The sequence below is a fragment of the Sagittula marina genome (assembly GCF_014196795.1).
Taxonomy (GTDB): Bacteria; Pseudomonadota; Alphaproteobacteria; order Rhodobacterales; family Rhodobacteraceae; genus Sagittula; species Sagittula marina.
Window position 1 is genome coordinate 459,482 of record NZ_JACIEJ010000001.1, and the last position, 17,288, is coordinate 476,769.

14 protein-coding genes and 1 tRNA gene are annotated in these 17,288 nt (G+C 62.7%); 9 read left to right on the forward strand and 6 right to left on the reverse strand.

Annotated elements, in window-relative coordinates; translation table 11 throughout:
- Positions 1-68: 68 nt before the first annotated feature.
- Positions 69-314: an accessory factor UbiK family protein gene (locus GGQ68_RS02180; protein WP_183962748.1), complete on the forward strand. Its 246-nt coding sequence runs from the start codon at positions 69-71 to the stop codon at positions 312-314.
- A gap of 212 nt (positions 315-526) precedes the next feature.
- The gene (gene xylB / locus GGQ68_RS02185) at positions 527-1,978 is read left to right on the forward strand and encodes a xylulokinase (protein WP_183962749.1); all 1,452 of its coding nucleotides are present in this window, start codon (positions 527-529) and stop codon (positions 1,976-1,978) included.
- A gap of 260 nt (positions 1,979-2,238) precedes the next feature.
- On the opposite strand, the gene GGQ68_RS02190 is transcribed toward xylB, so the two are convergent.
- From GGQ68_RS02190 to dapF, 4 genes are all read right to left on the reverse strand, one after another.
- Entirely contained in the window at positions 2,239-2,946 is a 708-nt protein-coding gene (locus tag GGQ68_RS02190) for a CDP-alcohol phosphatidyltransferase family protein (RefSeq protein ID WP_183962750.1), read from the reverse strand.
- Positions 2,947-3,012: 66 nt separating this feature from the next.
- Positions 3,013-3,639 (reverse strand): FMN-binding negative transcriptional regulator, encoded by a 627-nt coding sequence (locus tag GGQ68_RS02195; protein WP_183962751.1) that lies wholly within the window; start codon positions 3,637-3,639, stop codon positions 3,013-3,015.
- A 92-nt stretch (positions 3,640-3,731) separates the two neighbouring features.
- Positions 3,732-4,997: a tRNA (N(6)-L-threonylcarbamoyladenosine(37)-C(2))-methylthiotransferase MtaB gene (gene mtaB / locus GGQ68_RS02200; RefSeq protein WP_183962752.1), complete on the reverse strand. Its 1,266-nt coding sequence runs from the start codon at positions 4,995-4,997 to the stop codon at positions 3,732-3,734.
- Positions 4,990-5,826 (reverse strand): diaminopimelate epimerase, encoded by an 837-nt coding sequence (gene dapF, locus GGQ68_RS02205; protein WP_183962753.1) that lies wholly within the window; start codon positions 5,824-5,826, stop codon positions 4,990-4,992. The genes mtaB and dapF overlap by 8 nt, the downstream gene beginning before the upstream one ends.
- Positions 5,827-6,142: 316 nt before the next feature.
- On the opposite strand from dapF, the gene GGQ68_RS02210 reads away from it, so the two are divergent.
- Together GGQ68_RS02210 and GGQ68_RS02215 are read left to right on the forward strand one after the other, a co-directional pair.
- Positions 6,143-6,541 carry a hypothetical protein gene (locus GGQ68_RS02210; RefSeq protein WP_183962754.1) on the forward strand — a complete coding sequence of 133 codons (399 nt, stop codon included), beginning with the start codon at positions 6,143-6,145 and terminating at the stop codon, positions 6,539-6,541.
- Positions 6,542-6,558: 17 nt separating this feature from the next.
- Positions 6,559-6,634, forward strand: a tRNA-Lys gene (locus GGQ68_RS02215).
- Between the two features lie 179 nt (positions 6,635-6,813).
- Here the strand turns inward: GGQ68_RS02215 and GGQ68_RS02220 are convergent.
- Entirely contained in the window at positions 6,814-7,158 is a 345-nt protein-coding gene (locus GGQ68_RS02220; protein ID WP_183962755.1) for a hypothetical protein, read from the reverse strand.
- 242 nt (positions 7,159-7,400) lie between these two features.
- Between GGQ68_RS02220 and GGQ68_RS02225 the strand changes: the two genes are divergently transcribed.
- The 4 genes from GGQ68_RS02225 (at position 7,401) to GGQ68_RS02240 (ending at position 13,599) form a co-directional block, all read left to right on the forward strand.
- Positions 7,401-8,318 carry a LysR substrate-binding domain-containing protein gene (locus GGQ68_RS02225; RefSeq protein ID WP_246429217.1) on the forward strand — a complete coding sequence of 306 codons (918 nt, stop codon included), beginning with the start codon at positions 7,401-7,403 and terminating at the stop codon, positions 8,316-8,318.
- 125 nt (positions 8,319-8,443) lie between these two features.
- A complete protein-coding gene (locus GGQ68_RS02230) occupies positions 8,444-10,108 on the forward strand; it encodes a sulfatase-like hydrolase/transferase (RefSeq protein WP_183962756.1) in 1,665 nt (554 codons plus the stop codon).
- Positions 10,109-10,144: 36 nt separating this feature from the next.
- Entirely contained in the window at positions 10,145-11,197 is a 1,053-nt protein-coding gene (locus GGQ68_RS02235; protein WP_183962757.1) for a TAXI family TRAP transporter solute-binding subunit, read from the forward strand.
- A 56-nt stretch (positions 11,198-11,253) separates the two neighbouring features.
- Entirely contained in the window at positions 11,254-13,599 is a 2,346-nt protein-coding gene (locus GGQ68_RS02240; RefSeq protein WP_183962758.1) for a TRAP transporter fused permease subunit, read from the forward strand.
- A 9-nt stretch (positions 13,600-13,608) separates the two neighbouring features.
- Here GGQ68_RS02240 and GGQ68_RS02245 read toward each other — a convergent pair whose 3' ends face one another.
- The gene (locus GGQ68_RS02245; RefSeq protein ID WP_183962759.1) at positions 13,609-14,514 is read right to left on the reverse strand and encodes a hypothetical protein; all 906 of its coding nucleotides are present in this window, start codon (positions 14,512-14,514) and stop codon (positions 13,609-13,611) included.
- Positions 14,515-14,666: 152 nt separating this feature from the next.
- On the opposite strand from GGQ68_RS02245, the gene GGQ68_RS02250 reads away from it, so the two are divergent.
- Complete coding sequence (locus GGQ68_RS02250; protein ID WP_183962760.1) at positions 14,667-17,159, forward strand: chemotaxis protein CheB; 2,493 nt, start codon at positions 14,667-14,669, stop codon at positions 17,157-17,159.
- Positions 17,160-17,288 lie beyond the last annotated feature (129 nt).

Genomic DNA, 17,288 nt, shown 5'->3' on the forward strand with positions numbered 1-17,288 from the left:
GGAGGTCAACCTTGAGGATTGGCGCTTTGCAGCCCATATAGGTTGGGAACGCAACCCGGAGTGATGTTATGCAGACGCGCAACAAGGTATTTGACGATATTTCTCAGCTGATGACCAACGCCATGGGCGTCGCGCAGGGAGCAAAAGACGAGGCGGAAACCGCCATGAAAGGCATGATCGACCGCTGGTTGGCGGATCGTGACTTCGTGACCCGCGAAGAATTCGACGCGGTGCGTGGTATGGCCCAGAAGGCCCGCGAAGAAAACGCAGCGCTCAAAGCACGTTTGGATGCCATGGAAGCTGCGTCGAAGTAAGGTTTTGCGCTGAGCCATGCTCATCGCCGGGGGCGGGCGCGGATCTGACGATCCGCGCCCGCTTTTTTTCATCGGTGCGCTTTGGGGGGCGGCGTGTGCGTCCGGAGGCCCCGGTGGGCTTGAGGATCTGGAAAGCAAGGAAACCCGAGGGCTTCGGTTTGACTTGATGGGCTGCTTTGGTGTTTGTGTGAGCGCAAACATGGAGGCATGGCATGTATCTTGGACTGGACCTTGGGACTTCGGGGCTGCGCGCGCTGTTGGTGGATGGCGCGGGTGTGCCGGTGGATTCCGTTTCGGAAAGCTACGCGACGGCGAACCCTCACGCGGGTTGGTCCGAGCAGGACCCTGCGGTTTGGGTTGCTGCGGTGGACAAGGTGCTGACGCAGATGGCGGCGCAGCATCCCGGCGAGATGGCAGCGGTGCAGGGGATCGGTGTGTCTGGTCACATGCACGGCGCGGTTTGTCTGGATGCGGCCGGGTCGGTTTTGCGGCCCTGCATCCTGTGGAATGACACGCGCAGTTTTTCCGAGGCGGCGGCGCTGGATGGCACGGATCAGGTGCGCGCGCTGTCAGGCAACATCGTGTTTCCGGGGTTTACCGCCCCAAAGTTGGCATGGATGGCGGCGCATGAGCCGGAATTGTTCGAGCGTGTGGCGACCGTCTTGCTGCCTGCCGGATACATGAACCATCACCTCACGGGTGAGCTGTTTGCCGATATGTCGGACAGTGCCGGTACGTCCTGGCTGGATGTGGGCGCGCGGGATTGGTCCGAGGTGCTGCTGGGCGCCGGCGGCATGACGCGGGGGCAGATGCCTCGGTTGGTGGAAGGGTCAGAGGTTGGCGGCACGCTGCGGCCTGATCTGGCGCAGAAATGGGGCATGAAAGGGACCGTTTCCGTCGTCGGCGGGGCCGGGGACAACGCGGCGTCGGCCTGTGGTGTCGGGGCCATGAAGGAGGGCGAAGGCTTTGTTTCGCTGGGAACTTCTGGCGTTTTGCTGACTGGGCGTGATGGCTATGCGCCCCTGCCGGAAAGTGCTGTGCACACGTTTTGCCACGCGGTGCCGGGCCAGTGGTATCAGATGGGCGTGATCCTTGCAGCGACGGATTCGCTGAACTGGTTGAGCCGCGTGACAGGCGCGTCGCCGGCGGATCTGTCGCGCGAATTGGGCGAGGAGATCACCGGCCCGGCGCGGCTGCGGTTCCTGCCGTATCTGTCGGGCGAGCGGACGCCGCACAATGATGCGCGTGTGCGTGGCGGCTTTTTGAACATCGAGCAGGCGACGGATCGTCGCGCCATGACACAGGCGGTGATGGAGGGCGTGGCCTTTGCGCTGGCCGATTGTGCCTTGGCCTTGGAAAAGACCGGCGCGGACTTGCGCAGCCTGTTGGCGATCGGCGGCGGGACGGCCTCGTCCTACTGGGTGCAGACCATCGCGACGGTGCTGGGCAAGCCGCTGGACCTGCCGGCGGCGGGCGATTTCGGGGCGGCGCTGGGCGCTGCGCGACTGGCCATGGTGGGCTGCGGCGCCGGATCGGTCGACGAGATCATGGTGAAGCCGGAGGTGCGGGCCACTGTTCAGCCCGTGGCGGAATTGAAGGAGGCCTATGCCGAGGCCTTTGCCGCGTATCGCGCCAGCTATCCGGCGATTCGCGATCTGGCCTGAGGGTTAATTGCGCGGTTTGAGGCCGGTGCAAGAGGGCAGCGCACGGTGGGGTTAACCCTGCGTGCGCTGTTTTGCTGCCATATGTTGGGGTGGCCTTGGGGGGATGCCACAAAGGGTAAACAGAACTTAACCCATTTGTGGAGGGCATTAACCTGCGAACCGACCGGTTAGGCAGTAAAAACCGGTTGGTTGTTAACCCGGATCGCGATTCGGGTCGGCCAAAGCCGTTGCACGTAAATATTTTTCGGTAAGGTTTGGGTTTACGTTGCGTCGCGCAGAGGGATGAGCTGTTGTGCCATGCCAACGAGGATCAGGTAGACAGAGGTCACGATCAGGCCCCAGTGCGCCCAGCTTTCGGGGTGGAAATCGACCCAGGCGGCCCAGCCTGCAAAGAAGGTCCAGGCCAGCGCGATGGGCAGAGACACCTTGCGCCAGCGTTCCGTCCGCACGGGATGAATGAACTTCAGCGGCAGGAACATCGCCACGGACAGCAGGAGCACAAGCCCCATGATGACCCAGAAACCGGGCTGCACCGCGAACATGACCAGCACCAGCATGTTGAAACATCCGGGGAAGCCCTGAAACGAGTTGTCCGTTGTCTTCATCCGGCTGTCGGCGAAATACATCGCGGAGGCAAAGGTGATGACGATGATGGCCAACCAGCCGGTCCAGCCGGGCAGCAGGCCGCTTTGGAACAGGGCAAAGGCCGGGATGAACACGTAGGTCAGGTAGTCGATGATGAGGTCGAGCAGCACGCCGTCAAACCGGGGGGCGTTGACCTTTACGTCGTATTTGCGCGCCAGCGGGCCGTCCACGCCATCCACGGCGAAGGCCACCACCAGCCAGAGGAACATGACGGACCAGTCCTCCTGCGCGGCGGCCAGCAGGGCCAGCATGGCAAAGACCGCGCCGGTGGCGGTCAACAGGTGCACGAGGAGGGCGCGGGTCTGGAGGGATGCGGTGCTCATTGCGGTGTCATGGCGGATTTCAGGACGGAACGCAATTGATCCAAATGCTTTGCCTCCGGTTGTATGTCATCCGTCCTGCGGGGGCGCGCACATGAGGTCGCTCAGCTGCTCCAGCTCCATTCCAAAGCCGTCCTGCACATGACGGGCCGCGCGTTGGCGGACCGCGTCGGGTTTGTTCTGGTTCAGCTTGAACGTGCTGTGCAGGTCCGTGACCTGCAACCGGAACGGCAGGATCATGCGCATGAAGCGGTCGGTGGTCTCTGCCGTCATCTTGTCCATGGTCCAGGGGGCCTTGCCGGGGATGTACTCCTCGAAGGCGGCGGATTGCGCGGCGAGCATCCTTGGCAGGGCGTCGGCGGGCAGCGGGTGCAGAAGGCCGGTCAGGTGGACGGCGACGTAGTTCCACGTCGGCACCTGATCGTCGATCCCGTACCAATCGGGGGAGACGTAACCATCCGGGCCAGACACGGCGAGCGTGACCGGCAGGGGCGCCTCCGTGCAGATGCGTGCGATGGGGTTGGATCGGGCAAGGTGCAGCTGTGCCTCGGTGCCCCCCTCGTCGAGCAGGAAGGGGATGTGCGCCAGAAGCGGCGCGCCCTCGGTCGAGGCGGTCAGAATGCCAAAGCTGCGGGCGCGGGCAAAGGCGATGGCCGCAGCGGGGTTGGTTTTGCGAAAGTTGGGATTCGGGTGCATCGGCTGTCCCCTGTCGTTTCCATATGGGTCTCACGATGCTGCCGCTGGGTAAAGCCCGCGCGCTCAGATGGGCGCGCGACTATGGCCCGGCGTCAACAGGGGGTCGCGGTCAGGCGATTGCCCTTGTGGCCGGTTACCCGCGCGTTGATGATCTGACCCACGGGTTGCGGCGTGGCAAAGCTGACCTCGGCGAATTGCTCGGTCCGGCCCATGTCCGGGGCCTCCATCAGGATGCGATGGGTCTGGCCGCGCTGGGCGCTGAAGTGACGGGCGACGGCGGCCTCGCCCGCGGCGCGCAGGCGGGCGGCGCGGTCTTTGATCGTGGGGCCGTCGACGCGGTGCGGGATCTTCGCCGCAGGCGTGCCGGGCCGTGCGGAGTAGGGGAAGACGTGCAGCCATGTAAGGTTGCAGGCCTCCACAAGGCTGAGCGAGTCGGCAAAGTGGTCGTCGGTCTCCGTCGGGAAGCCGGCGATGATGTCCGCGCCAAAGGTGATGCCGGGGCGCAGTTTGCGCGCCTCTTCGGTGAAGGCGATGGCGTCGTCGCGCAGGTGGCGGCGCTTCATCCGCTTCAGGATCAGGTCAGAGCCGTGCTGGAGCGACAGGTGCAGGTGCGGCATCAGGCGGGGTTCGGTGGCGATGGCCTGCATCAGGTTGTCGTCCGCCTCGATCGAATCGATGGAGGAAATGCGCAGGCGCGGCACGTCGGTCAGCTTCAGGATGCGCATGACGAGATCGCCAAGGCGGGGTTCACCCGGCAGGTCCGCGCCCCAGGAGGTAAGGTCGACGCCGGTCAGGACGACTTCGTTGAAGCCTTCCTGCACGAGGCGCTTGACCTGGTCGATCACCACGCCCGCCGGAACGGAACGGGAATTGCCGCGACCGTAGGGAATGATGCAGAAGGTGCAGCGATGGTCGCAGCCGTTTTGCACCTGCACGTAGGCGCGCGAGCGTGTGCCGAAGCCGTCGATCAGATGGGCTGCGGTTTCCTGCACGGACATGATGTCGTTGACCATCACGCGCTCTGTCTCGCCGATGAAGTTCGGCGTGAGGCGGGTCCAGGTCTGCGGGTCGAGCTTTTCGGTGTTGCCGATGACGTGGCTCACCTCGTCCATGGCACTGAACGATTCCGGGTCGATCTGCGCGGCGCAGCCGGTGACGATCAGCGGCGCATCGGGGTTTTCGCGACGCAGGCGGCGGATTTCCTTGCGCGCCTTGGCCACGGCCTCGGAGGTCACGGCGCAGGTGTTCACGATCATCGCGTCGGTGAGGCCTGCGTCTTGGGCGAGGCGCTTCATGGCCTCGGTCTCATATGCGTTCAGGCGGCAGCCGAGGGTGGTGAATTTGGGTGCGTCAGTCATGGCTCAGCCACTCCGGGGTCAGCACGCCGGTAAAGACATGCGCGGTTGGGCCGGTCATCCAGACGCCGTCCTCGCGCCAGTCCACGTGCAACGTGCCGCCGTCGAGGTCGATGCGCACCGCGCGCCCGGTGATGCCACGGCGTGCGGCGGCCACGGCGGTCGCGCAGGAGGAGGAGCCAGACGCCAGCGTCAGACCCGCGCCGCGTTCCCAGACGCGCATCCGCAAGTGGTTTTCACCGACGAGGGAGGCGACCTGTACGTTGGTGCGCTCGGGGTAAAGCGGGTCATGTTCGATCCCGGGGCCAAAGGTGGTGAGGTCCACGGCCTCGGCGTCGTCCACGAAGAAGGTGCAATGCGGGTTGCCCATGGAGGTCGCCACCGGGTCGCCGTCGATGGGCAAATGCAGGGTGTCCACATCGCGCGCCAGCGGGATCGCGGCCCAGTCGAGCACCGGCGGCCCCATGTTCACCGAGGTCAGGCCGTTGCCCGCGTCCACCGCCCGAAGCGCACCGTGGGTGGTGGTCAGGGTCAGCGCGTCGCGCCCGGTCTCATCCATCAGAAAGCGCGCGATGCAGCGGGTGGCGTTGCCGCAGGCCGCCGAGGTGGAGCCGTCGGAGTTCAGGAACACCAGATGCGCGTCGGCATTGCCGCCGTCCTCGATGAGGGCGAGTTGGTCAAAGCCCACGCCCATATGCCGGTCGGCCAGTTTCTTTGCGAGTGCGGGCGTGACCTCGACAGGCTGCGCACGGGCGTCGATCACGACAAAGTCGTTCCCGAGGCCATGCATCTTCATGAAGGGCAATCCGGTCTGTGTGCGCGTCTGGTCCATGTCCGCGCCTATACGCCTGTCAGATGGGTTTCGCCAGAGGTCAGCGCGGCCTGTTACAGTGTCGTGAACCGGGGGCGGAGGAGGCTTTACGTGCAGTTTTTAGATCAATTCGAGGATGAAACGATTTGGTCGTGAAGCTCAGATCTTGCCCGCGTTTGCGTCGCATCGGCACCGGTGCGCGTGTCGCGCCTGCGCGCCATCCTCCTCTGGCCGATGGGGAACATTGCCGCGCCTTGCCGGGTGTGTCGAAGCGTGCGCGCCGCGTGCATTCTGCATTTCGGTGCCGAGGCACTGGTTCCGGCAGGAGGCTCGTGCCTTGAGTGAGGTCTTTGGGTTGCCCGGCTTGGCCGCGTCCCACGACCCGGATGCCTTGCCACGCGACGTGGGCTTTGCGGTTGAGGAGGGCGAAACCTGGCCGGGCGAGCTGCCGTCGAAGGCGTCGTTTGATGACGTGGTGACCGAGGTCGAGCGCCTCAAAGCGTTCGACGCGGCCGCGGCACAAGAGGTCACTGGGCGAAGCGTCGACACATGTCCCGAAGCAATCCGGGGGCGTCATGTCCGCGCGTTACCGCGGCGCTGCAACCGGACGGTGTGGGTATCGACGACCTCTCTCGGCAGACGTTTTTCATTTGAAAAACATGAGCTTCGAGAAAAATGTAGGTTCCGTGACAAAAAGCCGGAAAACAGGGTTGACGGTATCGGCCGTTCCTTTTAGACACCGCGTCACACAGTGGGCCGTTAGCTCAGTTGGTAGAGCAACTGACTTTTAATCAGTTGGCCGCAGGTTCGAATCCTGCACGGCTCACCACTGTACCATCCTTGATGGGCGACAATCAGGTTGTCGTTTTTAAGATAAGTTCGGCGCCTATCGACATGTCGGTTGGCGCTTTTGCTTTTCTAGGATCATCGGTATTTCCTGTCATTTGAAAAAAATTCGTAGAGTTCGCCATGGGCATCTGCGGACAGGCGCTAGGCCACTGCCGGTCCTCAACGGGAAATCGAATCTGAAGCTGGGCAAGATTGCAGCCAGCTGAAAGCGGACCCGAACAGTGGGCCTCCTCGCAGTTGCGGCCTCCGCAGGCCGGGCGGAGGGCGGGTGTTCGCGGCATTGCTGTTGAGCGTGCCAGTCGCGATGGCCGGAACGGCCGGGCCGGTCTCGAAATCATCCATGGTGAAGATGCCGGGATCGCCAATGGTGTCACCATTGGTTTGCATTCGAACTTTGATTGTCTCGATACCCCGGGGCAGCTTGGAGGTTAATTCGGTCTCGACGCACCGCAGGATATCGGGCGGGGTATCGGCAACCCCTTCAGCGAGCGGCTGCCCCATCATTTAGCAGCGCAGGATATTGCGTCAGTTGTCAGGGGCAGGATCGGGTACGAAGGGCATGATGTTAAAGACGGTTTCGGCCAAGCCTGTAATCGCTTCGTTTGGCTGGCAACCTGCCGTTTGGCGCATAACTGGGCGCGGCTCTCTTGTTCGATAGGGTTGCCCTTGCGAGGCCGGGGCGTTTCGCGCAACGCTGACCGGCGGGGAGGGTTTGTTATGAATTTATCGCAAAAACAGGTGCGACCATGACCGCTCGGGACATCGCGGCACGCTTGCGGATGCGGCATGTGCGGTGCTTTTTGACGACCGCGCGGACCGGGTCCATGACCGCTGCGGCGGAAGAAATGCACAGCTCGCAGCCCGCCGTATCGCGGTCGCTGGCGGAGTTGGAGGCGCTGGTGGGCGCACCCTTGTTCCTGCGGGGTGGGCGGGAATTGACGCTGACGGAGGTGGGCACGCGGCTGCACCGGCATCTTGACCCGGCCATGGCGCAGATCGCCGAGGGCTTGCGTCCGATCAAGCAAGGGGCGCGTGTCTCCGTGGGGATGCTGCCCAATGTGGCACGCACAATCGGGGTCGAGGCCGCCGCCACGTTCAAGGCCGCAAGGCCGGACGTGCCTTTATCCTTGCACTGGGCCACCGTGCCGGAGCTGATCGAGCGGTTGAACCGCGGCGACATCGACATGCTGCTGGGGCGGCTTCTAAGTTTGAACCACATGGAAGGCGTGTCGTTCGAGCATTTGTTCACCGAGGCGATCGTCTTTGCGGTGCGCGCGGATCATCCGCTGGCCGCACGGGCGGAGGTGGTGACGCTGGGCGAGGTGGCGGAGGGGCTGATCGTGCTGCCCCTGCCCGGAACCATCATCAGGCGGGAGCTGGACAAGTTCGCCACGGCGCGCGGCATCAACGCCTTTCCCAATGTGATCGAGACGGTCTCCTTCGAGTTCACCCGCGCGTTGTTGCGCCGCTCGGAGGCGGTAGCGGCCGTTCCGCTGGGGGCCATCCGGCAGGAGATCGCGGCTGGCGAGTTCGTTGTTCTGGACATCACGGGCGAGGAACTGGTGTCGTCGGTCGGCATATCCTATCGCACAGGCCGCGGGCTGAGCCCGGCGGCGGAGGCCTTTGCCGCAGAGGTGCGTTTGGCCGCGAAGGTGTATGCGTGACATGCCCGTTTTGATATAGGTGCATCACGAATTCTATTTCTCCTGAGGTGATTTAACAGGCTAGTCTGGGAAAGAAGGGTGCCGGGGAGGGCACTGATACCGTTTCAGGGAGGGCACCGGAGCACATGGCGGCACCGAAGAATATCCTTTTCATCATGTTCGATCAGCTGCGATGGGATTACCTGTCGTGCTACGGGCATCCGTCTTTGCAGACCCCTCATCTCGATCGGCTGGCGTCGAAGGGCGTGCGGTTCAACCGGTGCATCATCCAGTCGCCGCTGTGCGGGCCGTCGCGGATGTCGACCTATACCGGGCGCTATGTGCATTCCCACGGGGCGAGTTGGAACAATACGCCGCTGAAGGTTGGGGAACTGACCATGGGCGACCACCTGCGTGATCTTGGCATGAGCTGTACGCTGGTGGGCAAGACCCATATGGCGGCTGATTCCGAAGGGATGCGGCGGCTGGGGCTGGAGCCGGATTCGGTGATCGGCGCACGGGTCAGCGAATGCGGGTTCGACGTGTTCGAACGTGACGACGGGATGCGCCCGGAGGGGCCGGACGGTCTGTATGACGAAGGCGGCGCGCTGAAATACAACGAATATCTGCGCGACAAGGGGTATGAGTCGGACAACCCGTGGCATGACTTTGCCAATTCGGCGCGTGACGACGAGGGCAATGTGCTGTCGGGCTGGTTCCTCGAAAACTCCGACAAGGCGGCCAATATCCGCGAGGACGATTCGGAGACCCCCTACCTGACGCGCCGGGGCATCGAGTTCATGGAGCAGACGGACGGTCCGTGGTGCTGCCACCTGTCCTATATCAAGCCGCACTGGCCTTATATCGTGCCGGAGCCATACGCCTCCATGTATGGGCCGGAGGATTTCCTGCCGCCGGTGCGCACGGAGGCGGAGCGTGACACGGATCACCCGGTGTTCCGGGGCTTTCAGCAGTCGGTCATCGGCAAGGCGTTCTCGCGCGATGATGTGCGGGACAAGGTTCTGGGCGCCTATATGGGGCTGATCAAGCAGTGCGACGACCAGATGGGCGTGCTGTTCGACTATCTCGAAACCTCGGGCCGGATGCGGGACACGATGATCGTCGTGACCTCCGACCATGGCGATTTCATGGGCGATCACTGGATGGGGGAGAAGACGTTTTTCCACGATGCGTCGGTCAAGGTGCCGCTGATCGTGTATGACCCTGCGCCAGAGGCCGATGCCACGCGCGGCACGGTCAGCGATGCGCTGGTGGAATGTCTCGACTTCCTTCCCACCTTTGTTGAGGTGGCGGGCGGCGACGCCGACAAGCTGGATCACGTTCTGGAGGGCACGTCGCTGTTGCCGCTCTTGCGTGGAGGACACCCGGCAGAACGCGAACAGGTGATCTGCGAATATGACTATTCGAGCAGTCCTCTGGCGGGGAAACTGGACCTTGATCCCAAAGAAGCGCGGATGATGATGGTCGCCACCAAGGCGTGGAAAATGATCCATTTCGAGTCGGGGCATCGCCCGATGCTGTTCGATCTGGTGAATGATCCCGACGAGGTGACGGATCTTGGCGCCAGTGCCGATCATGCAGCGGTCATCGACGAGATGTATGCGCGGCTGGACGCCTGGGCGCGGCGGCCGGCGGCGCGCACCACCATCACCAGTGAGGAGATCCGCAAGGCCCGCACAGCCGGGCCGGGACGGACTGGGGTGCTGATCGGCATCGTCGAGGAGGACGAGCTGCCCGATGCGCTGACGGCGAAGTATCGGGGCCGCAAAGCCCCGGACATGACGACATAAGCGGCAAGGCCGCAACCGGACCATAGGGAGGAAAACATGGCTGGACTGATGAAGAGGGCCCTTCTGGCAGGCGCGATGGCGCTGGCTGCGGGCGGTGCACATGCGCAAGCGAACCTGAGCGCCGAGACGTCTTCGGCGGGGAATTCGCCGCATCTGATGATGTTGCATCTGGCCGATGTTCTGTCGCGAGACGGGCTGGCCGACATGCAGGTGCAGGAAGGGCAGACCGCGACGAATTCCATCGTCAACGTCGGCGAGGGCAAATCCGACATCGTGACCGCGCCGACCATCCTGTATTTCCTGTTGGAAAACGGTCGTGGCCCGTTCAGCGCGCTGGGCGAAGACGGCAAGGCTCTGGCGGGCAACATTCGCGCCATCGCGCCGTTTAACGCGGGGGCATATGGCCTCTTCGCGCCGGTGGCGTCGGGCATCAAGAGCTATAGCGATATCGAAGGGCGCACCATCTGGAACGGCCCGCCCCGTGGCGCGGCGCTGACGGTTGGACGGCAGACGCTGATGCTCGGCTCTGGCGGGTTGAAGGAAGGCGAAGGTTATACCGGCGTGCAGACCAACTGGGGGCAGCTGATGACCTCCCTTGTCGATGGGTCGGCCGAAGCCTTCATGGTGCCGATCACCATGCCATCGGATCGTGTGATCGCCGCGCTGTCAGCGGGCGACGTGAACATCGTGTCATTCCCCAAGGACATCTGGGAAAGCGAGGGCATGCAGCGGTTCCTGTCCGCGCCGGGCAACGCGCCGGTCGAGGTCCGCGAGGAGGACATGGGCTACGGTCCGGACCAAGGCGTGACGCTGATTTCGGAGGACGGGGTTTTCCGGTCGCCGGGCGTCCCGTTTGCGGCGATGGTCCATGCGGATATGGACGAGGCCTTGGTCAAGGAGATCACCGCCGCCTATATCGCGTCGATCCCGGAGCTGGAAAAGCGCGCGCCCTACGCGGGGAACGTGAACTTTGACGTGGTGGAACAGCGGGCCACCGGCTTTTGCGGGCAGCTCAGCCTCAAGTACCACCCCGGGGCCATCGCCGCGTGGGAAGAGGCCGGCTACGACATTCCCGACTGCGCGGAATGATCCCGTGCCCCGGCTCGGGAGGGTCGGGGCCAACCCCCTTTTGATAAGAGAGAGCGATGAGCGATACCGCCCCCTTTCCGCCGCTGAAACGCGCCGCGCGGGCCCTTGGGCTTGTGCTGGTGGTGATCGGCATGTTCAACACCATCCCGTCGATCCCCGGTCTTGACGCTTGGCTGCTGGAAAGCTGGGGCGTGAGCATCCGCAAATTCCCCTACGAGTGGCTGTACCCGCTGGCCTTTGTCCTGATGATGCTGACCGTTGCGGCACAGCATTCGTGGTGGGCGGACTGGCGGTCCCGCGACATGAGCCCGGGTCGCGTGCGCTTTGGTGCCGTGATGGATGTGGCGCTGGTGGTCATGGCCGTCGTGATCTCTGCCACCTACATCATCGAAATCGATTCCATCTGCATCATCGACCAGATGACCGGCGAACGGGAGGCCTTGATTGCGCGCGCCTTGTCCGAGGAAATCGCCTTTGCCGAAATGTTCGGGCTGCCCGCGCCGACGTCCGTGGATGATCCCTCCTGCATCAACGAACTGGGGCCTTGGCTGTTTCTGGTGGTCGGCCTCGGGATCGCTGTGTTTCTGGGGTACAACATCAAGGTCTGGGGCCTGCCGCTGGTGGGCGTGGCCATTGCCATCTTTGCCTACACGCTGCTGACCGTGGCCATCTGGTATGTCTTCGGCTCCGATGACATGGACAAGTACCTGATCACCAAGCTGGGGGGCGAACCGCGCAGCCTGCTGGACGGTCGGCCCAACGTCGAAGACATCCTGGTGAACAACGCCCAAGGCTTGCTGGGGCGCTTCATGGGCATTCTGCTGTCGACGGTGTTTCCCTATATCGTGCTCGGGTCCTTGTTCGGCATTTCTGCCGGTGGCAAGTCGCTGATCAAGCTGGCGTTCTTGTGGACCCGGCGGCTGAAGGGCGGACCGGCCCACGCGGCCATCGTGTCCAGCGCCATGTTCGGCACGATCTCTGGCGGGCCGGTGGTCAACGTGCTGTCCACCGGGGTTCTGACCATTCCGATGATGCTCAAGCGCGGTTTCGACAAACGCTTTGCCGGTGGGGTGGAGGCGGCTGCCTCTTCCGGGGGGCAGATCATGCCGCCGGTGATGGGGGTTGCGGCCTTTGTCCTCGCGGCGATGACGGTGGTGCCCTACCGCGAAGTCATTATTGCCGCGATCATTCCGGCGGTGGCCTACTTTGGTTGCCTGTTCCTGACGGTGGTGTTCCAGGCGCGCAAGCAGAACATCCCGGCGGTGGGCGACAAGACACCCGACATGATGTTGAACGGCCAGGACCGCATCAACCTGATGATGATCTTCCTGCCGATCCTGCTGATCCTGTTCTTGCTGGTGACCCCCAAGGAGGCCGTGGGCTGCGGCGTTTTCGGCACCCTGTTCGGGGTGGAGCGCAGCGGGGTCGGCGCCGCCTGTGTCGCGCAGGATCTGCCGTTCTTCTTTCAGATCGTGCAGAACTCTGCCGGGGATGCAGGCAGCGCGGGCTGGTGGGCGGTGATCCTGTTGGCGGCGTTGTTCTGGCTGGACCCGGATTTTCGCAAGGCACCACGACAGTTGATCGCGGCGTTCGCGGATGCGGGTGTGCTGATCGCAACGTTGTATCTGATGTTCCTGTCTGTGTCGGTGATCGACTTTTGCCTGAACTTCACCGGCTTGAGCGGCTTCGTGGCGCGTGACGTGCTGGGATTGTTGCGCGACTTCGGCGCACAGGTCCAAAGCGGCGGCGTGTTCCTTTTTGCGGCGCTGGTGGTGACCATGTTGCTGGCGATCCTTCTGGGCATGGGGATGCCGACGGTGCCGGCTTACGTGAACGTGGCGCTGTTGATGGGGCCACTGGTGGTGGGCCTCGGCATCGCGAATTTCACCGCGCATATGTTCATCTTCTTCTTTGCGGTGGCCAGCGCGATCACCCCACCAGTGGCCGTGGCGGCCTTTGCGGCGGCGTCGATCACGAAGGCGGATCCGATGCAAACAGGCTTTGCCGCCGTGCGCGCAGGGATCGTGATGTTCGTATTGCCCTTCGTCTTTGCCTTTTACCCCGAGCTGCTGTTGATTGATGCGGCAAAGCTGGACCCGAACGCGTCACCCGGCGCGATGACGTTTCTGGACGGCTACGGCCCGGGGATCGATTGGGGCGGGCTGCTGCTTGTGCTGGGGCGCGTTGGGCTGGGGCTGTACCTTATGGCGGGCGCGTTGTCGCGCTACGACATGCGGCCCATGACGCGGGTCGAGCAGGTGCTGCGGCTGGTGCTGGCAGCGGCTGTCGTGGCCAAGGCCCTGGTGATCTGGGGGCCGGCGTTGGTGTTGGCGTTGCTGTATATCGGCTGGCATGTCTTGGGGGCGTTGCGCGACAACAAAGGCGGAGCGCGCATCGCCTGAGACTTGAGGTCAGCCCTCGGACTTGGAGTGATGCCCGTGGAGGATGCCAAGGCCTTCGCCACGGGCCAGGCCACCCTTGGGGGTCCAGCGCAGGGGACGGCCGCGACTGCTGACCTGAACCTCCAGGCTTTGATGGCGGCGGCTGTCGTGGCGCGTGCGATGCGCTAGGTCGTTGCTGTCGCTCCCGCAAAGCTGTGGTGGCAGTTCGAGATGCCGATGCTGTTCGCTGGGCGGCAGGGTCGGACCCAAAGAGGGAAGGTCGGGGGGCTCGGAACCTGACAGGGCCTCCGGCGTGTCGGTGGCCTGCATCGTTTCCAGGGCGCGGGCGCTTTCGATGTAGTGGGTGAGCAAGGAAATGTAGTCGCTCAGTTCATCCCGCCGGGAGCGCATGGTTTTCACCCGCGCGGCGAGCAGTTTTGCCTGATCGTCGGTCAACCCGTGGTCCAGAATGTGATCAAAGACCTCAAGCGCGGGCAAAAGCAGGTCATGAAGCACCGGGACGGTCATGTCCTCGACACTGTTTTCTGACCGCAGCGCGCCGCCATAAGGGGCGCGGAAAAAGCCGTCGATGTCGCCGAGCGTGTGAACAAATCGCACGCTGGCAGAGGCCGCGCCATCGTTGGCCACATGGGTCAGCACGCGAAGCCCGTGCAACGCCAGCCCCGGCAGGTTCAGCCGGAAATCAGAATCGCTGAACACGGTGGAGGAGTCCACGGATGCCAGCCTTTCCTGCAGGAGAATCGCAACCTCTCGGTGGGCGACTTCGGCAATAGGAATGGGCGAATCAAGGGTCATTCGATTAGAATGCGTGCGATAGCGGATTCGGGAATTGGCCAGAAACCATTGCGCATAAGGTCCGGCCCGGGTCAGCCAGATTTCCAATGTGCCGCTGTCGGCAAGAGGCGAGTTATTCATGGTTGAGACGGCTCCACACGGCTCGTTGGGTTTGGTCGGAAGCCGACAAAAGTAAGCGGTTTCCAGTCGTTAAGCATACGTAAACCTAAATGGTGAATAATGACTTAATACGATCCGGAGACGTCAAGATCGACACTGCAAGAGGCGAGTGAATGGGGGAAACGAATACGGTGCAGACAGTCGTGGGCATTGCAGCTTCTGCCGGGGGGTTGGAGGCCATGTCGCTCATGGCGCACCACCTGCCGACAGACCTGAATTGCGCCTATGTACTTGCGCAACATATGTCGTCGCATCACGCCAGCATGCTGCAAACGCTGCTCTCGCGGGAGACACGCCTGAAGGTCTTGACCGTGGAGGACAAGACGCCGCTGGAGGCGAACGCGATCTATGTTCCCGTACCGGGCTCGGATCTGGAGGTGCGCGACGGCATGGTGCTCAGATGCGAACCGGCGGGCCGTCCTGCGGAGCCGAAGCCCTCCGCCGACCGGCTGTTTCGGTCCGTGGCCGAAAGCTTTGGTGAGCACAGCGTTGGCGTGGTTCTGTCGGGCACGGGGAGCGATGGCACCTACGGCGTGCAGGATATCAAGGAGGTGGGTGGCATCACCATTGCGCAGGACACATCGTCAGCGAAATACGACACAATGCCATCGTCTGCGGTGCAAAGTGGGTTCATAGATATGGTGCTGTCGCCGCGCCAGATCGGAGAGCATCTGCGTCAGATCCTTGCGCGGCCGCGCGATTTCGCGGACTTGCAGGTGATGATCGAACAGCCGACAGAGTATGACGACCTGTTCCAGATGTTGCAGTCGCACACGAAGGTTGATTTTCGACAATACAAAGAGACCACCGTCAGCCGACGAATCCAGCGACGCATGTTCGTCAAGGGATTTGACGGATACGGGGATTATGTCGCCTTTTGTAAGGAGAATACCGGAGAACTGGACGCGCTTTATCGCGACCTTTTGATTTCAGTCACTCGGTTCTTTCGCGATCCGGATCAGTACGAGGTCTTGCGGGAAGAACTGGCGCGCTACGTCGCCGCGACAGACCATCGTCCGATCCGCGTCTGGGTGCCGGGATGCGCGTCAGGCGAGGAACCCTATTCCATCGCGTTTATCCTATGCGACCTGCTTGGCATCCCAGCGAGCGAGGCCGGTCGTGCCATCCAGATCTTTGCCACGGATCTGGACACCGCGGCCTTGGCCCGAGGCCGGGCCGGGCTCTATCCTGCGGCGGCGTCAACCAGCATTCCGGAGCATCTGCGAGAGAAATTCACCACGCAAAGGGACAGCCAGCTGCGGATCAACCCCGAGGTGCGCAAGCTGGTGCTTTTCTCGCAGCACGACGTGATCCAAGACCCGCCGTTCTCTGACATCGACCTGGTAAGCTTTCGCAATGCGCTGATTTATTTCGAGAGCGCCCTGCAGGTGAAAGTCATGTCGCGCATACTTTATGCGCTGCGGCCCGACGGCTTGCTGTTCCTGGGCACCTCGGAAAATGTCGGCAAACTGGACGCTTATTTTACCGCAGTGACCGATCAAGCAAAGCTGTTCCGAAAGTCCGCCAGCAAATCGTTCGATCGCACTTCGCTTGTGCGTTTTGGCATTCCGCAGCGGCGGCAGAGAGAAAGCCGCGAAGCGCGTGGGCCTGAAAACGACAGCGGCGTCAACGGCGCCTTGTTCGAAACCCTGGCTATGTCGGTGGCGCCGACGGGCTTTCTTGCCAGTGAGCAAAAGGATCTGGTTCGCATTTTTGGTGACATCAGCGCCTTTACCCGCGTGACAGATGCGGTGCGCGGGCGCTTGACCACCAACACTTTGAAGGCGGAACTGGCGCAAGACGCGGCCAGTCTGATCCCGCTCTGTTTGAAGCAAAAGTCCGCCCGTAAGGGGCTTTGGCGCGTCATGGATGGAGCCGGCTTCAATCGTGTCCGATTGCGTGGCTATCCGATTCAAACGCCGACAGAGAATGACATGCGCTACGTCCTGGTGAGCATCGAGACCCAACTGGTGCAACACGATGCGCGGTCCCCGGCGGAGAAAGACTCCAACGGGCAGGGGGCAGTGTACCTCGCGCACGTGGAGAACGAACTGGCTGACGCGCGCGAGGCGTTGCAGATTACCATGGAGGAATTGCAGGCCTCGAACGTGGAGCTTCAGTCCACCAACGAGGAGGTGCAATCGGCGAATGAAGAGCTGCAATCCACCAACGAGGAATTGGAGACGACGAATGAGGAGCTTCAATCCACGAACGAAGAGCTGATCACGGTGAACGAAGAGCTGCTGATCAACACCGACGAGTTGAACAGGCTGGTCGTTGTGCAGACTGCGATTTTGGAATCCATGCTGGTGCCGCTTTTGGCGCTCGATTCGAGGCTGAACATCAAGCACGCCTCTCAGCCTGCCATTGCTTTGTTCGAACTGACGGCGCATGGCGCGGATATGGGTCATATCAGTCAGGCCAGTTTGCCCAGTCCGGGTTTTCCAAACATTGTGAAGCTGTGTAGCGAGGTGCTGGCCAAGCGCACCACACAGACCGTTGAATACGAAGTGGATGGCGCGGTGCATACGCTTAGTGCCGCGCCGTATTTCATTCGGGACACCGAGTTGACGGGGCTGGTCGTGACGATCGAGGGGATGAACTGAAGGGTCTTGATGCCTCCGGATATCCGGGAGCGTGATAGCGATCTGGGCCGCGACAGCAACGACCGCGTGACGATGTTTGCGGGCGGGCGGATTGCTTCTCGTGTTATCATTGCGCCAGTGAAGAAGGGG

Bases quoted from the DNA above. Each gene is read 5' to 3' on its own strand.
- GGQ68_RS02180 (WP_183962748.1), top strand. From the start codon at position 69: ATGCAGACGCGCAACAAGGTATTTGACGATATTTCTCAGCTGATGACC.
- xylB (WP_183962749.1), top strand. From the start codon at position 527: ATGTATCTTGGACTGGACCTTGGGACTTCGGGGCTGCGCGCGCTGTTG.
- GGQ68_RS02190 (WP_183962750.1), bottom strand. From the start codon at position 2,946: ATGAGCACCGCATCCCTCCAGACCCGCGCCCTCCTCGTGCACCTGTTG.
- GGQ68_RS02195 (WP_183962751.1), bottom strand. From the start codon at position 3,639: ATGCACCCGAATCCCAACTTTCGCAAAACCAACCCCGCTGCGGCCATC.
- mtaB (WP_183962752.1), bottom strand. From the start codon at position 4,997: ATGACTGACGCACCCAAATTCACCACCCTCGGCTGCCGCCTGAACGCA.
- dapF (WP_183962753.1), bottom strand. From the start codon at position 5,826: ATGGACCAGACGCGCACACAGACCGGATTGCCCTTCATGAAGATGCAT.
- GGQ68_RS02220 (WP_183962755.1), bottom strand. From the start codon at position 7,158: ATGATGGGGCAGCCGCTCGCTGAAGGGGTTGCCGATACCCCGCCCGAT.
- GGQ68_RS02225 (WP_246429217.1), top strand. From the start codon at position 7,401: ATGACCGCTCGGGACATCGCGGCACGCTTGCGGATGCGGCATGTGCGG.
- GGQ68_RS02230 (WP_183962756.1), top strand. From the start codon at position 8,444: ATGGCGGCACCGAAGAATATCCTTTTCATCATGTTCGATCAGCTGCGA.
- GGQ68_RS02235 (WP_183962757.1), top strand. From the start codon at position 10,145: ATGGCTGGACTGATGAAGAGGGCCCTTCTGGCAGGCGCGATGGCGCTG.
- GGQ68_RS02240 (WP_183962758.1), top strand. From the start codon at position 11,254: ATGAGCGATACCGCCCCCTTTCCGCCGCTGAAACGCGCCGCGCGGGCC.
- GGQ68_RS02245 (WP_183962759.1), bottom strand. From the start codon at position 14,514: ATGAATAACTCGCCTCTTGCCGACAGCGGCACATTGGAAATCTGGCTG.
- GGQ68_RS02250 (WP_183962760.1), top strand. From the start codon at position 14,667: ATGGGGGAAACGAATACGGTGCAGACAGTCGTGGGCATTGCAGCTTCT.